Genomic DNA, 19,124 nt, shown 5'->3' on the forward strand with positions numbered 1-19,124 from the left:
ATTTCACCATTACCCCTTCGTTCCACCTGCAGTTAAACCAGATACAAATTGCTTTTGCAGCAGCAAGAAGGTAATGGCAATCGGAATACTAATTAATATCGCACCAGCTGCGAAGGTCGTATAACTCGCACCCATTACATCGTTCACTAATTTATATAAGCCAATTGGCAGCGTGAAAGAATCCGGTGTTCGGAGGATGACCGAAGATAATACGAAATCCCCAAGCGGCCCTGTAAATCCATTCATCGCCACAACCGCTAACATCGGCCTTGATAAGGGCAGGATAATTTGCCAAAAAACCCTAGAATTGCTCGCTCCATCAATCTTTGCACTTTCATCTAAATCCATTGGAATCGAATCCATATAACCCTTCATTAGATAGGTATTCATCGGAATTTGCCCGCCAATATAAAGGAGGATTAATAACCAATGGCTATTCATCATTCCTAAGATTTGCGCTAATACAAACAGTGCGATTAACGCAGCAAATTGCGGAATCATTTGTAATAACAGAAATAGCATCAATGCATTTTTTCTTCCTTTAAAGCGAAAACGTGAAAAAGCAAAAGCTGTAAACGATACGGTAATCATCGTCCCTAACATAGTAAATATGCTTATTTTCAACGAGTTCAAATACCATTTTCCATATTGAAGACTCTCTTTTCCCGCAAATAACTCTTTGTAGTGATCCAGCGTTGGATTTTCCGGGATAATCGAGGTACTGATTAAACTGTTACCTGGGTTAAAGCTTGCCCCCACGGTCCAAAGTAATGGATAAATAATCAGGACGGTCATAAAAAGTAAAAGGGCATAGGTGAAAAATAGACGGACGAATCGGTTAGTTTTCATAGTTGTCTGCATATTTTATGCCCCCTCTTTGAATGAATTTGTACGCCTGAATTGCCATAAAGCGATACCGATAACAAAGATCGATAATAAAATCGTTAAGGCTGCTGCCAGCGAGTATTGACTTGATTGCATGGTCAGCTTATAGATCCATGAGACCAAGATGTCGGTTCCACCGGCCGTTGAACCCGCCACAGCAGGGCCGCCGCCATTGAAAAGGTAAATAATATTAAAGTTATTAAAATTAAAGGTAAACTGCGTAATAATAATCGGTGCCATCGCAATTAATATCATTGGCATCGTAATATTCTTAAATTTCGCAAAAATAGAGGCCCCATCAATCGTGGCAGCTTCATATAGATCCTCAGGAATCGACTGAAGGACACCAGTCGTTACGATGAAGATATAAGGGAATCCAAGCCAGCCCTGCATAAGAATAAGCGCTACTCTCGCCCACTTCTCATCAGTCATCCACGGAACAGGATCCATTCCGAAAAATGCTAAAATATCATTGTTGATTGCACCAAAACTATCATTAAATAATCCGGCAAATATCAGGATCGTTACAAATCCCGGCACCGCCCATGGTAAAACCAAAATGGTACGGAAGAATTTCTTGAAACGTACTTCCTTTTGGTTCACGACTATCGCTAAGAAAACACCAAGACTAACTTGAAGGGATGAGGCAACAAGCGTCCAAATAACCGTCCATGCTAAAACATCAAAGAACGTGGACCGCCAAATATCAACAGTGAAAATTTCAGCAAATGTCTCGAGACCAACCCAATCTGCCAAGTTCGCCGGCGGTGAATGGTATAAGTCATAATTGGTAAAAGCTAACGCGAAACTAAACAGAATCGGAAAGATTACCGCAAAAATTAATAGGAACAATGATGGACCACTAATTAAGTAAGGATATCCTTGTCCAATTAAATTTTGATACTCACTCTTTAATGAAGTAACAGGGAAATTTTCATCTCGTAATTTTCCATTATTGTATGCATCTTTAAGATTCCAATAATAAATACCAAGTCCAAACGCAGAAACAATTAAAGCTATAATCCCCTCAGCCAAAAGAAAGATGGAGTTATCCCTGGGCACTTGCGTACCGAGTGTAAAAAGTCCCCAAAACCCCATATTTAAGAGATCCCCAAAGGCTACAAAAAACGATGCAGCAAGGATAAGGAAAACAAGGCCCTTCACCCATTGCTTATTGTAAAACTGTCCAAGTCCAGGAATAATGGATAACAACGGAGCTATCGTACGATGTTGCACTATCTTCACCTCTTTATATAGATGACCATTAAAGTTGAATTATTTAATGGTTCTACTATTCGAATTCATATAACAAATATGGTGTCAAACATAATTAGCGTTTGACACCATTATTGTGATTACTAATTATTTACCGCTATGTTTTGCTTCAATTTGACCTTTGATGGTTTCAACCGCTTGATCTAATGCAGCTTTAGGTTCTGCTTTACCTGTTGCAATGGTTTGTAATGCTGAGTCAGCAGGTGCCCAAACTTCGTTCATTTGAGGAATATTAGGCATTAACACAGAGAATTTAGATTGCTCAGCCACTGCTTTTGCTGCTGGGCTTTCTGTAACAACTGGGTCAGTAGCCAATGATGCTACAGCTGGAACTTCTTTTGTAATTTCATATCTCTTTTTAGAGTTTTCTTCGTTTGAAATGAATTCAACAAACTTTTCAGCTAGCTCAGGGTTTTTAGAATAAGAACTTACGTTGTAGCTTTTTACACCAATGAATGCTGCCATGTTCTTTCCGTTTCCAAGCTCAGGTAACTTTTGAACACCAAAGTTTACCCCAGCCTTAGTAAATGGCTCAATATTCCATGGACCAGAAATGATCGCAGCAGCTTTTCCTTCAGTAAATAATGATTCAATTACATTAATACCCTGTTCACCAACAATACCTGCTGGGAATAAACCTTCTTTATAGAACTTCTGAATGTACTTTGCACCTTCAACGGCACCAGCATTATTGATTCCGATATCCGTTGGATCGTAGCTTCCGTCACCCTTTTGACCAAAGATGTAGCCGCCATATCCGCTTAATACACTGTTTGCATAATAGATTTGATCAAATAGGGCTAAGAAACCAAACTTTTCACCATTGGCCACACCTTTAGAATAGTCATACCATCCTTCAAGAGTAGTCGGAAGCTTGTCCTCAGTGATAAGATCTTTATTATAGAATAGCATCGTTGTTTCTACTGCCTTTGGTAATCCGTAAACCTTCCCTTCTACCTTTTGCGCGTCCATCGCTGCTTCCGTATAAATCCCTTGAGTGGCATCATCCACATCTAGTTCTTTAATTAATCCTTCTGTAACAGCTGTACCAATCTGGTCACTTGGCATCGTAAGAACGTCTGGACCTGTACCTGCTGGTCCATCTAGACGCAAGTCTTCAATTTGTTTCGTATATTGTTTTTCTACCATCTTAACTTTTACATTGTTTTCTTCTTCAAATTTGGCGATGGCGTCTTTAATACCTTCACCCTTCATAATGTCTTCCCAAACGAGTAACTCATTTGATTTATTTGCATCCTTTTTATCTCCGCTATCTTTCGCATCATCCTGTGGACCACAGGCAACTAAAGATAAACTTAAAGCAATACCACTCATAACGCTAAAGTACTTTTTAAACTTTTTCATGGATGTACATCCTTTCAAAATATATTTAGTCGTTCTTTTACTAAATGCACTTTGTGAAAGCGCTTCGGTAAATTTAATATACCACCGCCAAGAAAACATGTAAACAATTTATTTACTAAAATAAGTAAATAATTTTACGAGATTATTAACTATTTTAAAAATTAGTTTGTACTCTTTCTAACCACGAGCTCAGATCCAATATATAAGGTTTTAACTAATTTGCGTTTTTCCACCACTTGTTCAAGCAATAACTGAATACCATTTTTACATATTTCCCTCATATCAATGTGGAAAGTAGTGAGTGGCGGTGACACATACTTAGCCACACTAATATTGTTTATGCTGACAATACTCACACGATTAGGTATCGCAATTCCATGCTCATTCAATGCTTGCAGGCAGCCTACTCCTATTGGGTCCGCAGCAATAAAGAATGCCGTAGGTAATTGATCTCCCAGCTGTTGAATGGCTCTTTTCATCAAAGAATAGCCCGTATCAACAGAAAATCCTCTGCCATGAAAAACATATTGATCTTTTAATAAGCCTTTTCTCTCCATATACCTGCGAAACACGCGTTCACGCAAATCCATTTCATCCTGATCTGTGTTTGGATTGTGATACGTACCGCCAATAAAACCAATCTCTGTATGACCTTTTTCCATTAAGAAATCGACGGTTCTTCTTGTAATTTGCGGTAGATCCGGCCTGACAGAATCAAAATGATTCGGGTCAGGTGATGTATCCAAAAAGACTCCATTAGACGTAATGCTTCTCAAATACGCCAGCTCTTTGTCTGAAAACGTACCTACGGCAATGAATCCTTCAATCGAATCTGGAATTTGGTGAATACCATCGTTAATTTTGTAGGTAATCAGTTCTACATTGAATAGCCTTGCCATTTTCTCTAACTCAATGCGCATTGTTTTAAAATAAACATCCTCTAATTCCTCTATATCCGTTAACCAATATAAAAAAGCGATATTCTTTACGAGGAGTCTCACTGTTTTTTTGCGATAATTCAACTCTTCTGCCACTTCATATATTCTTTCACGCGTTTCATCTGAAACAGAAAGGCTTTGGTCATTGTTGAGAACCCGGGAAACAGTAGAAGTAGAATAACCCGCCTTTTCGGCTATATCTTTTATTGTGGCCATTACGAAACCTCCATATGATTTCTATTTATCACTATCTAAAAGTGAATGAAATTTAGTAAACTTATTTACTAAATATTACTTTATTATTTACAAAAATTCAACATCGTTTTTTCGCTTCATGGTAATAAAAAGCAATTGTGTTGTCATTTTCATTATGCTTTAATAAATTTCAGGTAAAGTATTGAAAAGATTGAGGGGAACATTTTGAGTTCAGCACAGAAATTTTTACTTAGTATCCATGCTTGTTACGGGTTGGCGACAACCATGTCAGGTTTATTTCTAAATCTTTATTTGTGGAGATTGTCGAATGATTTGACCGTTAATGCTTCCTTTATCCTCGTAACCTTCTTTTTTGGTACCGTCTCATTTGCAGTTGGTGCCCTGCTGTCAAAAAGGACGGACCGAATCTTTAGTTTTCAGATTGGTATAGCCTTTACAGCCATTTTTTATTTACTTGTTATTATTCTTCAAGAAAAAACCGCTGTTTATCCTATGTTAATCGGTATTCTAAATGGAACCGCCGCAGGATTCTACTGGCTCGGCTACCTGGTGTTGATTTATGACCTCGTGGACAACCAGTCCCGCTCGCAATTCATGGGAAAACAAATGGCTGTATTTGGAGTAGTCAATACATTCGGTCCTGCCTTTGCAGGGTTTATTATTTCCAAATTGAATTTTACTGGCTACAACCTTGTATTTACTCTTTCTTTGTTATTATTTTTTACAGGTCTTATCCTTAGCTTTCGGCTGCCAAAGGATACCTCTGCAAAAAAGCCTTTGTACCTGCGCTTATTATGGAGATTCAACACTCGAAAACCAAATTTGAAACCAATGTGGTTCGGATGGTTGATTTGGGGTATTTGTGAAGGTTTACTGGGATTCTTCCCGACAGTCATTTTATTTATGAGTGTAAAGAATGAATTCCTCGTGGGAATCAGCTCGATTTTGTTCGGGTCCGTTGCTGTTCTTTCAAGTCTATGGCATTCCAAGTACAACCATAGGGAAAGAGAGCCGCATACTTTACTGATTGTCTGGTTGATGTACTTCCTTTCATGTATCCCGATGATTCTCAATATGAATATATGGACAGTGTTTATCTTCCTTATCGTAAATGAAATCAGCAAAGCACTATTAGGCGTCACCTATTTTAGCTTCATGTTTAGAACGATAAAGGATCTTCCCAAATCAGGACTTCGGACAGAATCAATGGTCATGAGGGAAATTATGCTCAATATCGGAAGGATTCTTTCGATTATTACGTTTATTGCCCTGTACCTTTTTGCTCAAGAATGGACCTATTACTACCTGCTCTTTGCGATCTTTGTTCAAGGACTGTTGTTTAAGATTATTTCGACCGAAAAGATTGGGTTTATTGTAAAGAAGGATGTAAGAATAAAGCCTGAGATGTAGATACTTTTACAGCAGCGAAATCTCGTTGCTGTTTTTTATGTATTCAAGTTGGGTCACCCGAGGTATACACGTAAATTCAACTCCAATAAATTTAAAAGGCTGTTGATTTTTTACTCAACAGCCTACAAGGTAATTATATTAATCTATCCCAAATACAACAAAGCGACAACTCAATGAATCAGTTTAATGTCGAGATTTAGGCCGCTTACCCTAACTATTGTTTCGCACCCTCCCAGATGATCCAAATAGTCGCATCTTCACAATGATTTTGTTTTTTACGGCTTCGCGTCCCAATGCAATGTACCAACTAGCATCATAGAGTTCAGGATCCTTGCTCAGTTCATTCCGCACGGCTTTTGTAAATGCCAAATGATTATCGGCGTTCACATTGATTTTTGCAGTCCCCAATGAGATAGCCTTTTTAATTTGTTCAGGCGGCAGACCCGAGCTGCCATGTAACACTAAAGGTATTCTCGTTAAAGTTGCGATTTCTTTCATTTCATCAAAACCTAATTTAGGTTCCCCTTTATATAGTCCGTGAACAGAACCTAATGCCGGAGCAAGAAAATCAACTCCAGTTTGTACAACTAGTTCCTCACAATCCTTAGGTACAGCATAAACAGGATTCGCCACCTGAACTACACCATCTTCTGTCCCACCAATACTTCCCACCTCAGCCTCAACCGAGCAACCATGTTTATGTGCATAGTCGGAAACCTGTTTCGTTATTTCGATATTTTCCTTTAAAGGCAAATGGGATGCATCAATCATCACCGAAGTAAACCCAGCATCCACGGCACGTTTACAATTTTCATAACTGGACCCATGGTCCAAATGAAGTCCAACGGGAACCGTGATATTCATTTCCTTTAATAAGACTTTAGCCAAATCTACTACTACACAAAAACCGCCAAAATAGCGGACTGCCGCTTCCGTTACCCCTAAAATTACCGGTGAATTTTCTTCTTCTGCGGCAGACAAAACGGCTTGCGTCCATTCAAGATTATGTATGTCAAAATGACCTACAGCATAACCATCTTTTAATGCATTTGTTACCATATCTTTTACTGAAACCAAGTCCATCTCCATCCCACCTTTCTTAAGACCTTTTTTTACTGAAGCTTCGCTAAAATTTCTCTTATAAATGCAGGTTCGTCCTTTGGTGTTCTGGAGGTAATGATATTTTGGCTGACAACGACCTCGTCGTCGATATATTTAGCGCCGCTATTGATTACATCATCGCGAATCCCTACATAGCAAGTCAGTGTTTTCCCTGCTAAAATATTGGCACTTATCATCACCTGTGGTCCATGGCAGATCCCAGCAACCACCTTAGAATTGTTATCTAGTTCTTTTACAAACTTAACTACATCCTCATTCACTCGTAATGTTTCCGGTGCGCTGCCTCCTGGGATGATAACCGCATCGAACTTTGTTGAATTTGCCTCAGCAGCCGACAACTCTGTTGTATAGGAGACGGTTTTCTTTTTTCCCTCGCAGACTACACCTTTATCCATACCAATAATAACCGCTTCGTGTCCCGCTTCCTTTATAGCCTCATACGGATTTTTCATTTCGGAATCCTCAAAATCACTCGCCAATAAAAATGCCACTTTTGCCATCTTATATTCCTCCCTTTTTTATCTATGAAAAGCAAAGCTCCTACCATATAGCAGAAGCTTTACTTTACAACAAAGATAATTTCAATTAGTTAGTAAGATGTTGAAAAAACTCATAAGCCTCTGTATCGGTATAACCCTCATGAACAACCTTATTGACCGCTTTAAGCATTTCTTCTGGGTAATCCGATTGAAAAATGTTTCTTCCCATATCAACACCAGCTGCTCCACCTTGAATTGAGTTGTAAGCGAGGGTAAGGGCATCTTTTTCCGGAACTTTCTTGCCGCCTGCAACTACTAACGGAACAGGGCAGGATGCAGCAACCTTTTCAAAATCATCACAATAATATGTTTTAACAATTTGGACGCCAAATTCAGCTAGCATTCTTGTTGCCAACAAGAAGAACTTGGTGGTACGCTCCATATCTTTTCCAACAGCAACTACACCTAAAGTTGGAATCGAGTATCTCATACCAAAGTTAACAGCACGGTTTAACTCTTCAATCGTTTCCTTTTGTCCATCAGCACCAATGAATGTTTGAATCGCGATGGCACTTGCATTCATTTTAATCGCATCTTGAATATCAACCACCATCGATTCATGGCTTAGATCATCCTGAAGAACACTTGAACCAGAAGAAGCCCGTAAGGCAATCGCCTTATTAAAGGTTGGTGGAACACTACTCCGAATGGCACCTCTCGTACCCATTAGACAATCGGCATAATTGGCCAGCCGAGGAATTAGCAAGTCTAACCTTTCCAATCCGGAAGTTGGCCCCATGAAATAACCATGGTCAAACGCCAACATGACTGTTTTTCCAGTTTCAGGGTTAAAGATTCTCGATAACCTATCCTTCATACCCCAATCATAATTGTTTGCACCTTTTACATGAAAATTCCCATTGTTTGCAAACGGAACACTCTCAGAAAAATCTTTTGCATTTTTGTTACCAATAATGTCTGCCACCACTATCTCTCCTTTACTTCTTTGTTGACAACTACTAGATAAAAAGATTAAAAATTGTAGTCGTTAGTATTATCTTTAGTAAATACAATTCGTTCAGGTAAAACCATAATTCCAGAATCATCGGCTGTATAATCGTAACCTTGAATAGAGTTTGCCTCTAATTTAACAGAACCCATATCAGGAACATCAATAGAGTCCCCAACCTTTAGATCATTTCCTTTAGCTAACCAATAAGCCGTGTAAACAGCAAGGGCACCTTGATCCTTAACATCCCATAAACCATGGTTTTTAATGGTTCCATTTTCAATAAATTGTCTCATTGAATTCGGAGAAGCAAAACCTGTAATGATGACATCTTCTGCATTCAACCCTTTATTTTCAGCAGCTTGTGCCATTGCCGGAAGTGCAGTTGAGTCTGGGCAAATAATAGCATCAACATCAGGATATGAATCTAAAATACTTTCGCCAACTTGTAATGATTTTTGTTCATTCGCATCGCCAAATTGAGTCGTTACAATTTCCCATTTTGGGTATTTTTCTTTAATATATTTGTTTGCATATTCAACCCAAGAGTTTTGATCCGGAACGGTTGGGCTTGAATAGAACCAGGCAATTTTTTTAGCATCATCCGGGTTATCCATTTGCTCTGCGGCCATTTCAACAAGCATTTCTCCTAATATTTCTGGTGTACCTTGGTTGACATACACAGAACGAAATTTAGGATCAACATCCGAATCCCATGTTACAACTTTAATTCCCGCATCCAACGCCTTTTTCAACGCTTGATTCAAACCGTCGGAAGAGACAGAAGAGATGGCAATAGCATCAGCACCGCTATTTACAGCACTATTAATAATTTGCACTTGATTAGCAACCGTACCTTCTGGCGCTCCATCATATTTCACTTTAAAACCAACCTTCTTAGCCATTTCCTGCGCACCATCGTTACCAGATTCAAAGAATGCATTTCCAGTCATTTTTGGAATGAACACTACTTGGATATCTTTATCATCTTTCTTTTTATCTCCGTCACCAGAGGCTCCTTCATTGGATGAGCATGCAGCCACAAATACCATGAAAATCGCCAAAATAATCAATAGTTTAATAGATTTAAATTTACCCATTTCAGCTTAACCCCCAATATTTTGTTTTTGTGTGAAGATTCTTCTTACGTTAAATCTGAAATCCGGATTAATTCCCAGAAATGCAACAGATACAATAAGGAGGACCCCCGTAGCCAATCCAATATATTGCGTTGAAACTCCAGCCATTTGCAAGCCTATCTGCATAAAGCCTAATATAATGCTAGCTAACGCTGTCCCAATAACACCCCCTTTACCCCCTGTGATTAATGTTCCTCCTAATACAACGACAGTTAGAATGGGCATAAGATACTCAGCACCATAATCAGATCTTGCACTGCCTAAATAGGATGTTAATACTACCCCTGCAATACCAGCACTTAACCCTGACAAGAAGTATGTAGCAGCAATAATTTTTTTAGTATTGATGCCAGAGTACTCAGCTGTGTTTTGATTAATTCCTGTTAAATATATATATCTGCCAAACCTGGTACGGTGCAGAAGGATATATGCAATAAAAAACATTACAATAAATAAGATAACGGAATTAGGGATTCCCATGACCTCTCCATTTGCAATTTGGCTAAAACCTTCTGGAAAGCCTGAAATCCCTTCATAGGTACTTACATCAGACAATCCCACCAACACAATGGCAATACCACTATATAAAAGCATGCCGCCAAGGGTTATTACCATCGCTTGCACTCTGCCATAAGCAATCAGAACTCCATTAAGAAGGCCGCATAATCCGCCAATTAAAATGGCACAAAGGATAGAGACCCAGATGTTAATACCAACCACTTGAGACAAAAGGCCCGTTACAACAGAGGTTAACCCGATAATAGAAACGCCGGAAATGTCTATTCCTCCTGTAATAACAACCATCGTGACAAAAAAGCCAATAATTGCTACAGATATAAAATCGTTAAAACTATTTAATAAGATCGTGACATTCCAGAATCTTGGATTAATCATCCCAAACACGATAATTTCAGAAATTATTAAAATGAATAAAGTAAGGTTCCATTTCGGGATTTTATTTAGCATGTCATTTCTAAGCCTCCTTCTGCAGAACTCTTGCATTTAATCTCAGTTTTTTCGCCTTTTTATTGGTATTAAACGCAAGCAAGGCATCAACAACTACAATGATTATTAATAAAGAACCCGAAATCGTATCATTCCAAAATGCTGGTACTTTCATATAAACTAGAGCAGAGTTGATAGACGTTAATATAATAGCTCCCAATGCCGCCCCTACAACCGTGCCAATACCGCCAACCAATGACACACCACCAAGAACGCAGGCCGCAATAACAGTTAACTCAATTCCTGCACCGGCATTTGTGGAGACAAAACCAATTTGACTAACAAAGATTAATCCTGCTAAAGAAGCACAGATACCAGAAATGACAAAGGAATAGGCAATATATCTATTTACAGGAATACCTAAGGAAATGGCCCCGTCTACGTTGTCACCAATTGCGTTGTAATACCTTCCCTTTCTGCTCTTGGACAGGTATACCTGAACGAATACGACCCCTACAATAACAATAAAAGTCAATACATTAATTCCGAAGATATCTATATTAGAAAGCTCTTTAATGTTTGCCGGTATATTTTCTACCCATTTTCCATCCGTATAAATCACCTGGACTACCCTTGTGATAGAGAGGATGGCTAAAGTCATAATAAAGGAAGAAATTTTTAATTTTATTACACCAAAACCATTAATAAGACCAATAACAACTCCAATAAGAATGGCTGCGATTGCGGCTGTAAAAACACTTCCACCATCTCTTAGAATCGTTCCACTAACAGCAGCAGATAAGCCTAGCGTTCCTCCGACTGAAATATCCAAATTCCCAGTTAATAGAACAAAGGTCATTCCAACCGCTAGAACAATATAAAGCAGGCTACTTTTCAAGGATTTATCGATATTTTGTAAAGATAAATAGTCAGAGTTTATGAAACCCACCACTACAAATAGAAGGATTAAAAATATAAATGTTCTAAATTCCCGTAGTTTGATTATGTTCGTAATCCTAGACATGTGCCTGATCACTTCCTTCAAATGTTCCAAAAGCCGCTTTCATGACATTGGTCGCATTAATTTCAGCTAAACTTAGACAAACATTGCACGTTCCCTGATAGACAGCATAGATGCGGTCACTTATTCTCTCAATTTCTTCCAGGTCTGAGGAAATAAGCAGAATCGAAAATCCTTGATTTTTTAATTCTGTAATGATGGAATAGATGTCGCCCCTTGCAGCAGCATCAATTCCCCTTGTTGGTTCATCCATGATGATCAATTTAGGGTTCATGGATAACGCCCTTGCAATAACAGCCTTCTGTTGATTACCGCCTGAAAGTGATTTTATTTCATCATCTTGGGAATTCACCTTAATTCTTAATCTATCAATATACTGGTTTGCAACGTGTTCTTCGGACCTTTTCTTTGTAAATAAACCATGCCGTTTAATAATTTGTGATGTGATATTATTTCTTACAGAGCTTATCGAAAAAATACCGTTCAAAAATCGATCTTCGGGGATGTACGCCAAGCCACTGTTCACCGTTTCATTTATCGACAGCTTGGTAATATCCTTTCCATCAAGATAAACCTTTCCACTCTCGATAGGATTAACACCGTAAATTGCTTCGGCGATCTCTGTTCTGCCTGCTCCCACAAGACCAGCAAGACCCACAACTTCTCCCTTGTAAACTTCAAAACTAATATTCTTAAATCCGTCGCCAACAATATTTTCAACCTTAAGAATCGGTTCATCTTCCTCACGATTGACCACTCGTCTTTCAAAGTGATCCTCGTAATTATTTTTGTTTCCGACAGGAAGAAGCCCTTGAATTAACATATCTTTTGTAAATTCTTCTATTTTCCCTTTAAGCGTTACTTTACCGTCCCTTAATATGACGGCATGAGTAGAAATTCGAAAGACTTCATCAAGACGATGGGTAATATAGAAGATTCCCACCCCGGAATTCTTTAACTGTTCTACCACTTTGAATAAAGACTCTGTTTCTGAAAACGTCAAAGTAGAAGTAGGCTCATCCAGAATTAACACCTTCGACTTTCTTAGAAGTCCTTTTATAATCTCAAGCTGTTGTTGTTCAGCAATACTCAATGTAGCGGCTAACCGATTTAAATCAATATTCCATCCTAATTGTTTAATGAGCTTATTCGATTCTTCTCTAACTTCATATTTATTTTTTCTAATTCCAATCGTCAGGTTTTGCTCAACCGTCATATTAGGGAATAACAACGGTTCCTGCGGCACTAAATAAATGCCTCTTTCATGGGCCGAATTAGGATTTAAATGATCTGCCCTTTCACCACTAATATCAATTAACCCAGCATCTGCTTGGTAAATTCCAGTGAGAATTTTCATTAAGGTGCTCTTCCCTGCTCCATTACCACCTATAATCGATATAACCTCTGACTCATTAAGTTCCAGTGAAACCCCTTCCAAAACCGTGTTCCGGTTAAACGACTTTTGAATATTATCCAATCTCACTAAGTTCTTCGGCGCTTCCATAATACCCCCCTACCTTAGCACTATATGTGTAACCGCTTTCCATATTTTATAAATTCATTATAATTCAATACATTTTATTAATCAACAATCATTTTATCCATTATCAAACTTTTCACACTATTCAGTATCATCTGCAATTCTAGTAGCTTGTCCAAGGATAGATTATTAGTTTTACCCTTTAAAAATCTTGATAAATATCAATAATTTCATTAAAAAATAGACTCAATACTGAAAAAATTATCTATTAAAAAGAGGATATGTCTGTATTGACGAAGGAGATGTTTGTTGATATATTTGTTTTATCATCAAACAATAGTAACGAAAAAGTTTTTGCATTAAATTTTTGTTATAAAAATAAACAGTAAAGAGTGAATAGGATGTCATACGAAAATAGCCTGATAATAAAAGTCGCATGGAAATACTACAATGAAGGAATGACTCAAAATGAAATAGCGGAGTCTTTAAACCTGTCCAGAATGAAAGTGATAAAATACCTGGATATCGCCAAGGCAAGCAACATTATCCAATTTAAAATTAACCTAGATAATTTTGTTGACATGGATCTGCAAAATAAAATTAAGAAGCAATATGATTTACAAGATATTTATATTGTTCCGGACACTAACCAAAACCTGTTAGAAAGCCTTACCCAAGCAGCTGCTCAATATATTGAAGACAGAATTACCAGCGATACCATGATTAATGTCGGTTATGGGCAGGCTGTTTCAAGGACACTAGGGCACTTAAATATCTCCACTAAGTATAAAGTTACTTTCGTTTCTTTATCTGGCGGCGTAAGATTTTACATCCCAACGGCAGTGGATTCATCATCTGATTATTATACAAATCCCAATTACAACCATTACATTATGCCCGCTCCATTATTGGCATCCACAGAGCACCTCGCCCAACAGTTGATTAATGAAAAGCCAATCAAGAAGATTTTTAACATGATTCCTTACTCCAACATCACGATCATTGGCATTGGAGCAGTAAATGAACGAGCCACCATTGTTAAGGAAGGTTATTTGAACACGAATGATATTGAAATCTTTAAGTCAATGGGTGCTGTGGGAGATTTATTAAGTCAATTTTATGATAAAAATGGAAATGTTTTAGACTTTAGCTTGCATAAACATCTAATTAGTACAGATATCAATCTCTTAAAATCACTGAACCAGGTTGTTGCTGTGGCTGGAGGACTAGAAAAAAGAGAGGCAATTATCGGTGCATTAAAAGGGGGATATATAGATGTATTAATTACCGATGAAACAGTTGCCAAAAGTCTAATTGATTAAAATTCTTCTGATCAGGATCTAAAAATAATGGCGGAAAGGAAGAAAATGCATGGAAAAGTACTTAATGGCGATTGATGCCGGAACCGGCAGTGTCAGAGTCATACTTTTTGACACATTAGGCAATGAACTCTTTGTTACACAATCAGAATGGACCCATAATGAAGATAAAAGGTATCCAGGTTCAATGGACTTTGATATCAACAAAAATATTGACATTATCATTAATCTAATCAGAGAAATCTTAGCTAAGAGCAAGGTGAATCCAGAAAACATCGCAGCCATTTCAACCACCAGCATGCGTGAAGCCATTGTTTTATATGATGAAAACGGGAAGGAGCTCTGGGCCTGTGCCAACGTAGATTCGAGGTCTAATGATGAAGTCGCTAACTTATATAAAATCAGTGACACAATTGAAATGGAAATTCATAAAATTTCCGGGCAGACCTTTTCATTAGGAGCTATTCCCCGAATCCTTTGGGTAAAAAATAATATCCCAGAAACGTATAACAAAATCAAATATGTTTCGATGCTGAACGACTGGATTACATATCGCTTAACGGATGTGATTTCGGTTGAACCTTCTAACGGATGCACAACCGGTCTCTTCGATATTAAAAAAAGAATTTGGGATCCAAGTATTACAGAGAAGGTCGGTCTAAGAAACGATATTTTTCCTGTTGTAAATGAAAGCGGAACCATTATCAGCAATGTTACCGAGGATTTCTCAGCACTTACTGGGCTTAGCACTCATACTAAAGTTGTTGCTGGGGGCGGGGATGCTCAATTAGGCTGCATCGGCATGGGCGTCATCAATGAAGGCGATGCAGCTGTTTTGGGCGGGAGCTTTTGGCAGTATGAATATACAACCAACCAGGTTGAAATCAATGATTCTTGTAAAGTAAGAGTTAATTGCCATGCCATCCCAAATACTTGGCAATATGAAGCGATTGCCTTCTTTCCCGGTTTAATCATGAGATGGTTCAGAGATACGTTTTGTGATCTTGAAGCCTATCTTCAAGAGCAAAGCCACGAAAGCATTTATGCCCAAATGGAGAAACGTGCCCGAAATATTCCTGCCGGCTGTCACGGAATGATTTGCACGTTTTCCGATACAATGAATTACTTTTCTTGGAAACATGCGGCACCAAGTTTCATAGATTTTAAATTTAATAGTTCTTTCAATAAAGCCACTTTTTATCGCGCCATTATGGAAAATGCCGCTTTTGTTACCAAAGGAAATATTGAAAGGGTTTCCACTATTACAAACACATCGCCAGAATCGATTGTTTTTGGCGGAGGCGCTTCAAAAAGTGACCTTTGGTGCCAAATTGTTGCTGACGTTCTGAATATGAAAGTAAAAGTTCCAGTAGTAAAGGAATCTACAGCTCTTGGTGCTGCAATTTGTGCAGGTGTAGGGGCAGGTGTTTATGAAAGCTTTAATGAAGCCATTGATAACGTTGTAAAATTTGAAAAAACCTTCGAACCAATCCAATCGAATCGCTTAATTTATGAAGAACTATATAAAAAGTGGGAATCCATATACAAAGTACAATTGGATCTTGCTGACCAGGGACATACGGACCATATGTGGATTGCTCCAGGAATATAAACTAGTAAAAGGGAGAGATTGAAAATGTCAGTTATTAACGAGAATGAGAGAGAATATCGATTTAGCGACAGCGGTCCCAAGTATCTATTAAAAGGACCTAGAATGAACTTTGGTATCGTTGTATTGCAGCCAGGGCAGGATTTCAATGCACATTATCATAACATCATGGAAGAAAATTTCTTTATACTGGAAGGTGAACTGGAAATCCATATCGACAACGAAATTTTCCAATGCAAACAAGGCGATTTCATTCACGTTGAACCCAAGAAAGTCCACTACTTAATCAACAAAGGCGACACAATCTTCAAAGCCGCCTTCATGCTGGCCCCCTATCAAATACAAGACAAGGTTGATGTCGATTACAAGCCTTACGGATTAAGCCAAACAAAGTGACGGTTCTGGTGTCTCACTCATCTAACCTAATTGTGAAGGTTCCAATAAACAATACCCACATCAATTAATTGGATGTGGGTATTTTCACGGTCTCTCTACACGCCCTGCATTGACCAAAGTCCCTTCTCGTTTTCCTATTCAGTCACTACAGACACCCTGCATTGACCGAAGCAACCTTCCATTTTCCTATTCGGTCACTCCAGACACCCTGCATTGACCGAAGCCCCATTCCATTTTCCTTTTCGGTCACTCCAGATACCCTGCATTGACCGAAACCTCTTCCCTTTTTCCTTTTCAGTCACTCCAGATTCCATAAAATAAATAATTCCCACTTATTTACATAAAACGACAAAGATTTTACTATTCAATATAGTAAAATAGGAGTAGTATTTTATAAAGGATTAAAAGCATTGATGAACATCAACTTACTGTTGATGGACTTCGAATGCTGGGTTTAAAGGTAGCGGGGGGATTAACATGGAAAATGCTATACAAGAATCAAGGGTAGAAATGAATACAGGAAGTTCATTTAAAAGGTTTAAGAATTGGAAGTTCATTACAGCAGGTATCATCCTTGTTATCGCACTCATATGTGCAGCAATGAGCTTTTACCAGGCAACTCACTTTAATCCAAAGGTCAAGATTAATGGCATAGAGGTTGGTGGACTGACCGCAGAAAAGGCACTAGAAAAATTAGAAACAACTGTTTTAAGTAACATCGTTTATGTCGGAGAACAGCAAATTATAGACGGAAAAGATACTAAGTTGGGATTTGCAGAAGATGATTTGCTTGAAGTTAAAAAACTACTTAAAAATCAGTGGACATTTTTTCCCATATTTAAGTCTAAAGAGTATTCATTAACGCCAAGCAAACTAGACCCATATCGCAGTGACAGCTTGAAAGAGGAACTGGAACAAAAACTCATCTCATTGAATCAGAATTTAAAAGCTCCTACAGATGCTCAAGTTAAGCTGGAGCAAGGTAAAATTGTGGTTACCAAAGGCATTAGTGGAGAGCAATATGATATAGAAGGTCTACTGAAGGACTACCAAAGTCAGAAATTCACGAGTGAAATCCATTTAACGCCTGCACTTTTACAGCCACTTACAGAGGAAAGTAGCACTATCATTAACGAAAAGAAAAAGCTGGAAGCACTCCTTCAGCATACGGTGGACTATAAGGTACAGGATAAAGTACATTCTTTAAAGGGCAGCGATCTCATTAAAAATGCCACTGTGACAAAAGATTTGAAAATTACGATAGACCCAAGCATCCTGAAAAATAAAATCGCTGAAATTAATAACGCTCAATCAACATTAGGTAAGAATTTCACCTTTAAGAACCATTCAGGTTCCGTCATATCGGTTAAGGGAGAAGGTTATGGCTGGGCACTTGATGTCAAAAAAGAAACAGCTCTGGTTCAAGCAGCCTTTGAAAAAGGGGAAAAATCAATTTCTGCTTCTAATATTCACGGAAATGGCTGGAGCAATGAGGGCTATGGCTATGAAACAACAACAAACAATGGCATTGGTGATACCTATGCTGAAGTATCCATTGCCGAACAGCGTATTTGGATTTACAAGAATGGACAATTGGTCCTAACCACGAATGTGGTTACCGGCAAGCATAGTACAGGTGAAGATACATCAAAAGGAGTATGGTATATCCTCTTTAAACGAACACCATACACACTCAAGGGAAGTGCCGTCGGCAAACCCGATTATTCCGTTGAAGTCGATTATTGGGCTCCATTTACAAACAGCGGCCAAGGTTTTCACGATGCAGGATGGCGAACAAACTGGAACAGCAACGCCTATCTTACCCAAGGATCAGGTGGATGCGTAAACGTTTCTCCGAGTGTCATGAAAGCCGTGTATGATAATCTCAGTGTATACGATCCAGTTGTTGTTTATTAGAAAGTTAGAATCAGGGAATCTTATGATTTCCTGATTTTTTTCTGTGAAAATACAAATCTATCAGCCTAACCGTAAAAGGTGCGGTTACCGCATTATTAATTCTACAAGCTTCAAATTGAGAATACCTTTATAGAAGTATCCTAAAAAATCCTATCTTCTTACTATGATAAAAAGGGTGATTACTTCTATGTTTTGGAATAAGGATATAAAAGAAAACATCTTACCCGTCATTAGGATTGCAAGAAATCAGAGAAGCTTCACCTTTAAACTGGTTTTTTCTGCGTTAATGAGTCTAATCGCCGCTATATTACAGGGTGCAGGCGGAATAATTCCAGGAATCGGAATGCTTATAAGCCCCTTTTCCACCGCCCCCATCATCATAAGCATATTGATTTTACCCTCGTATGGAATTTTGAGCTATTTTCTTACCATTTTCCTATTACTGCTCATTCAGCCTTCAGAACTTATTGTCTTTCCATTTACGACTGGTGCAATGGCCACCGGAATAGGCTTAGGGTTAAATTTGTTTAATCAGCTTTGGAAAGTTATAACCTTTTCAAGTTTGTTCTTATCTATAGGGATTTGTCTCCTACTCTATA

General features: G+C 38.3%; 16 protein-coding genes. 5 read left to right on the forward strand and 11 right to left on the reverse strand.

Features of this window, described 5'->3' with window-relative positions; translation table 11 throughout:
* Nucleotides 1-9: 9 nt before the first annotated feature.
* The 4 genes from ganQ to QNH48_RS27375 form a co-directional block, all read right to left on the reverse strand.
* Entirely contained in the window at nt 10-861 is an 852-nt protein-coding gene (ganQ, locus tag QNH48_RS27360; RefSeq protein ID WP_283952804.1) for a galactooligosaccharide ABC transporter permease GanQ, read from the reverse strand.
* 3 nt (nt 862-864) lie between these two features.
* Nucleotides 865-2,121: a galactooligosaccharide ABC transporter permease GanP gene (gene ganP, locus QNH48_RS27365; RefSeq protein ID WP_095251740.1), complete on the reverse strand. Its 1,257-nt coding sequence runs from the start codon at nt 2,119-2,121 to the stop codon at nt 865-867.
* Between the two features lie 126 nt (nt 2,122-2,247).
* Nucleotides 2,248-3,525, reverse strand: coding sequence for an arabinogalactan oligomer ABC transporter substrate-binding protein GanS (gene ganS, locus QNH48_RS27370; protein WP_283952805.1), 1,278 nt, complete (start codon nt 3,523-3,525; stop codon nt 2,248-2,250).
* Nucleotides 3,526-3,686: 161 nt separating this feature from the next.
* On the reverse strand, nt 3,687-4,679 hold the full coding sequence (locus QNH48_RS27375) for a galactan degradation operon transcriptional regulator GanR (RefSeq protein ID WP_095251738.1): 993 nt from the start codon (nt 4,677-4,679) through the stop codon (nt 3,687-3,689).
* Between the two features lie 204 nt (nt 4,680-4,883).
* Between QNH48_RS27375 and QNH48_RS27380 the strand changes: the two genes are divergently transcribed.
* Nucleotides 4,884-6,089: an MFS transporter gene (locus tag QNH48_RS27380; RefSeq protein WP_283952806.1), complete on the forward strand. Its 1,206-nt coding sequence runs from the start codon at nt 4,884-4,886 to the stop codon at nt 6,087-6,089.
* 210 nt (nt 6,090-6,299) lie between these two features.
* Here QNH48_RS27380 and fba read toward each other — a convergent pair whose 3' ends face one another.
* The 7 genes from fba to QNH48_RS27415 all read right to left on the reverse strand — a co-directional run bounded on the left by fba (nt 6,300) and on the right by QNH48_RS27415 (nt 13,308).
* Nucleotides 6,300-7,172: a class II fructose-1,6-bisphosphate aldolase gene (fba, locus tag QNH48_RS27385; protein ID WP_133369906.1), complete on the reverse strand. Its 873-nt coding sequence runs from the start codon at nt 7,170-7,172 to the stop codon at nt 6,300-6,302.
* Between the two features lie 29 nt (nt 7,173-7,201).
* Nucleotides 7,202-7,711 (reverse strand): type 1 glutamine amidotransferase domain-containing protein, encoded by a 510-nt coding sequence (locus QNH48_RS27390; RefSeq protein ID WP_133369907.1) that lies wholly within the window; start codon nt 7,709-7,711, stop codon nt 7,202-7,204.
* An 85-nt stretch (nt 7,712-7,796) separates the two neighbouring features.
* A complete protein-coding gene (gene lsrF / locus QNH48_RS27395; RefSeq protein ID WP_283952807.1) occupies nt 7,797-8,675 on the reverse strand; it encodes a 3-hydroxy-5-phosphonooxypentane-2,4-dione thiolase in 879 nt (292 codons plus the stop codon).
* 47 nt (nt 8,676-8,722) lie between these two features.
* Complete coding sequence (gene lsrB / locus QNH48_RS27400) at nt 8,723-9,799, reverse strand: autoinducer 2 ABC transporter substrate-binding protein LsrB (protein WP_283952808.1); 1,077 nt, start codon at nt 9,797-9,799, stop codon at nt 8,723-8,725.
* Between the two features lie 6 nt (nt 9,800-9,805).
* Nucleotides 9,806-10,804: an ABC transporter permease gene (locus QNH48_RS27405; RefSeq protein WP_283952809.1), complete on the reverse strand. Its 999-nt coding sequence runs from the start codon at nt 10,802-10,804 to the stop codon at nt 9,806-9,808.
* Nucleotides 10,805-10,811: 7 nt separating this feature from the next.
* Nucleotides 10,812-11,807, reverse strand: a complete 996-nt coding sequence (locus tag QNH48_RS27410; protein ID WP_133369911.1) for an ABC transporter permease — start codon at nt 11,805-11,807, stop codon at nt 10,812-10,814.
* On the reverse strand, nt 11,800-13,308 hold the full coding sequence (locus tag QNH48_RS27415; RefSeq protein WP_283952810.1) for a sugar ABC transporter ATP-binding protein: 1,509 nt from the start codon (nt 13,306-13,308) through the stop codon (nt 11,800-11,802). Before QNH48_RS27415 ends, QNH48_RS27410 begins: the two co-directional genes overlap by 8 nt.
* 377 nt (nt 13,309-13,685) lie before the next feature.
* Here QNH48_RS27415 and QNH48_RS27420 point away from each other — a divergent pair, with 377 nt between their 5' ends.
* The 4 genes from QNH48_RS27420 (at nt 13,686) to QNH48_RS27435 (ending at nt 18,525) form a co-directional block, all read left to right on the forward strand.
* Nucleotides 13,686-14,606: a sugar-binding transcriptional regulator gene (locus tag QNH48_RS27420; protein ID WP_133369913.1), complete on the forward strand. Its 921-nt coding sequence runs from the start codon at nt 13,686-13,688 to the stop codon at nt 14,604-14,606.
* A 49-nt stretch (nt 14,607-14,655) separates the two neighbouring features.
* On the forward strand, nt 14,656-16,215 hold the full coding sequence (lsrK, locus tag QNH48_RS27425; RefSeq protein ID WP_283952811.1) for an autoinducer-2 kinase: 1,560 nt from the start codon (nt 14,656-14,658) through the stop codon (nt 16,213-16,215).
* A gap of 24 nt (nt 16,216-16,239) precedes the next feature.
* A complete protein-coding gene (locus QNH48_RS27430) occupies nt 16,240-16,608 on the forward strand; it encodes a cupin domain-containing protein (protein WP_133369915.1) in 369 nt (122 codons plus the stop codon).
* A 477-nt stretch (nt 16,609-17,085) separates the two neighbouring features.
* On the forward strand, nt 17,086-18,525 hold the full coding sequence (locus tag QNH48_RS27435; protein ID WP_283952812.1) for a L,D-transpeptidase family protein: 1,440 nt from the start codon (nt 17,086-17,088) through the stop codon (nt 18,523-18,525).
* Nucleotides 18,526-19,124: the final 599 nt, after the last annotated feature.

Source organism: Neobacillus sp. YX16 (assembly GCF_030123505.1).
Taxonomy (GTDB): Bacteria; Bacillota; Bacilli; order Bacillales; family Cytobacillaceae; genus Neobacillus.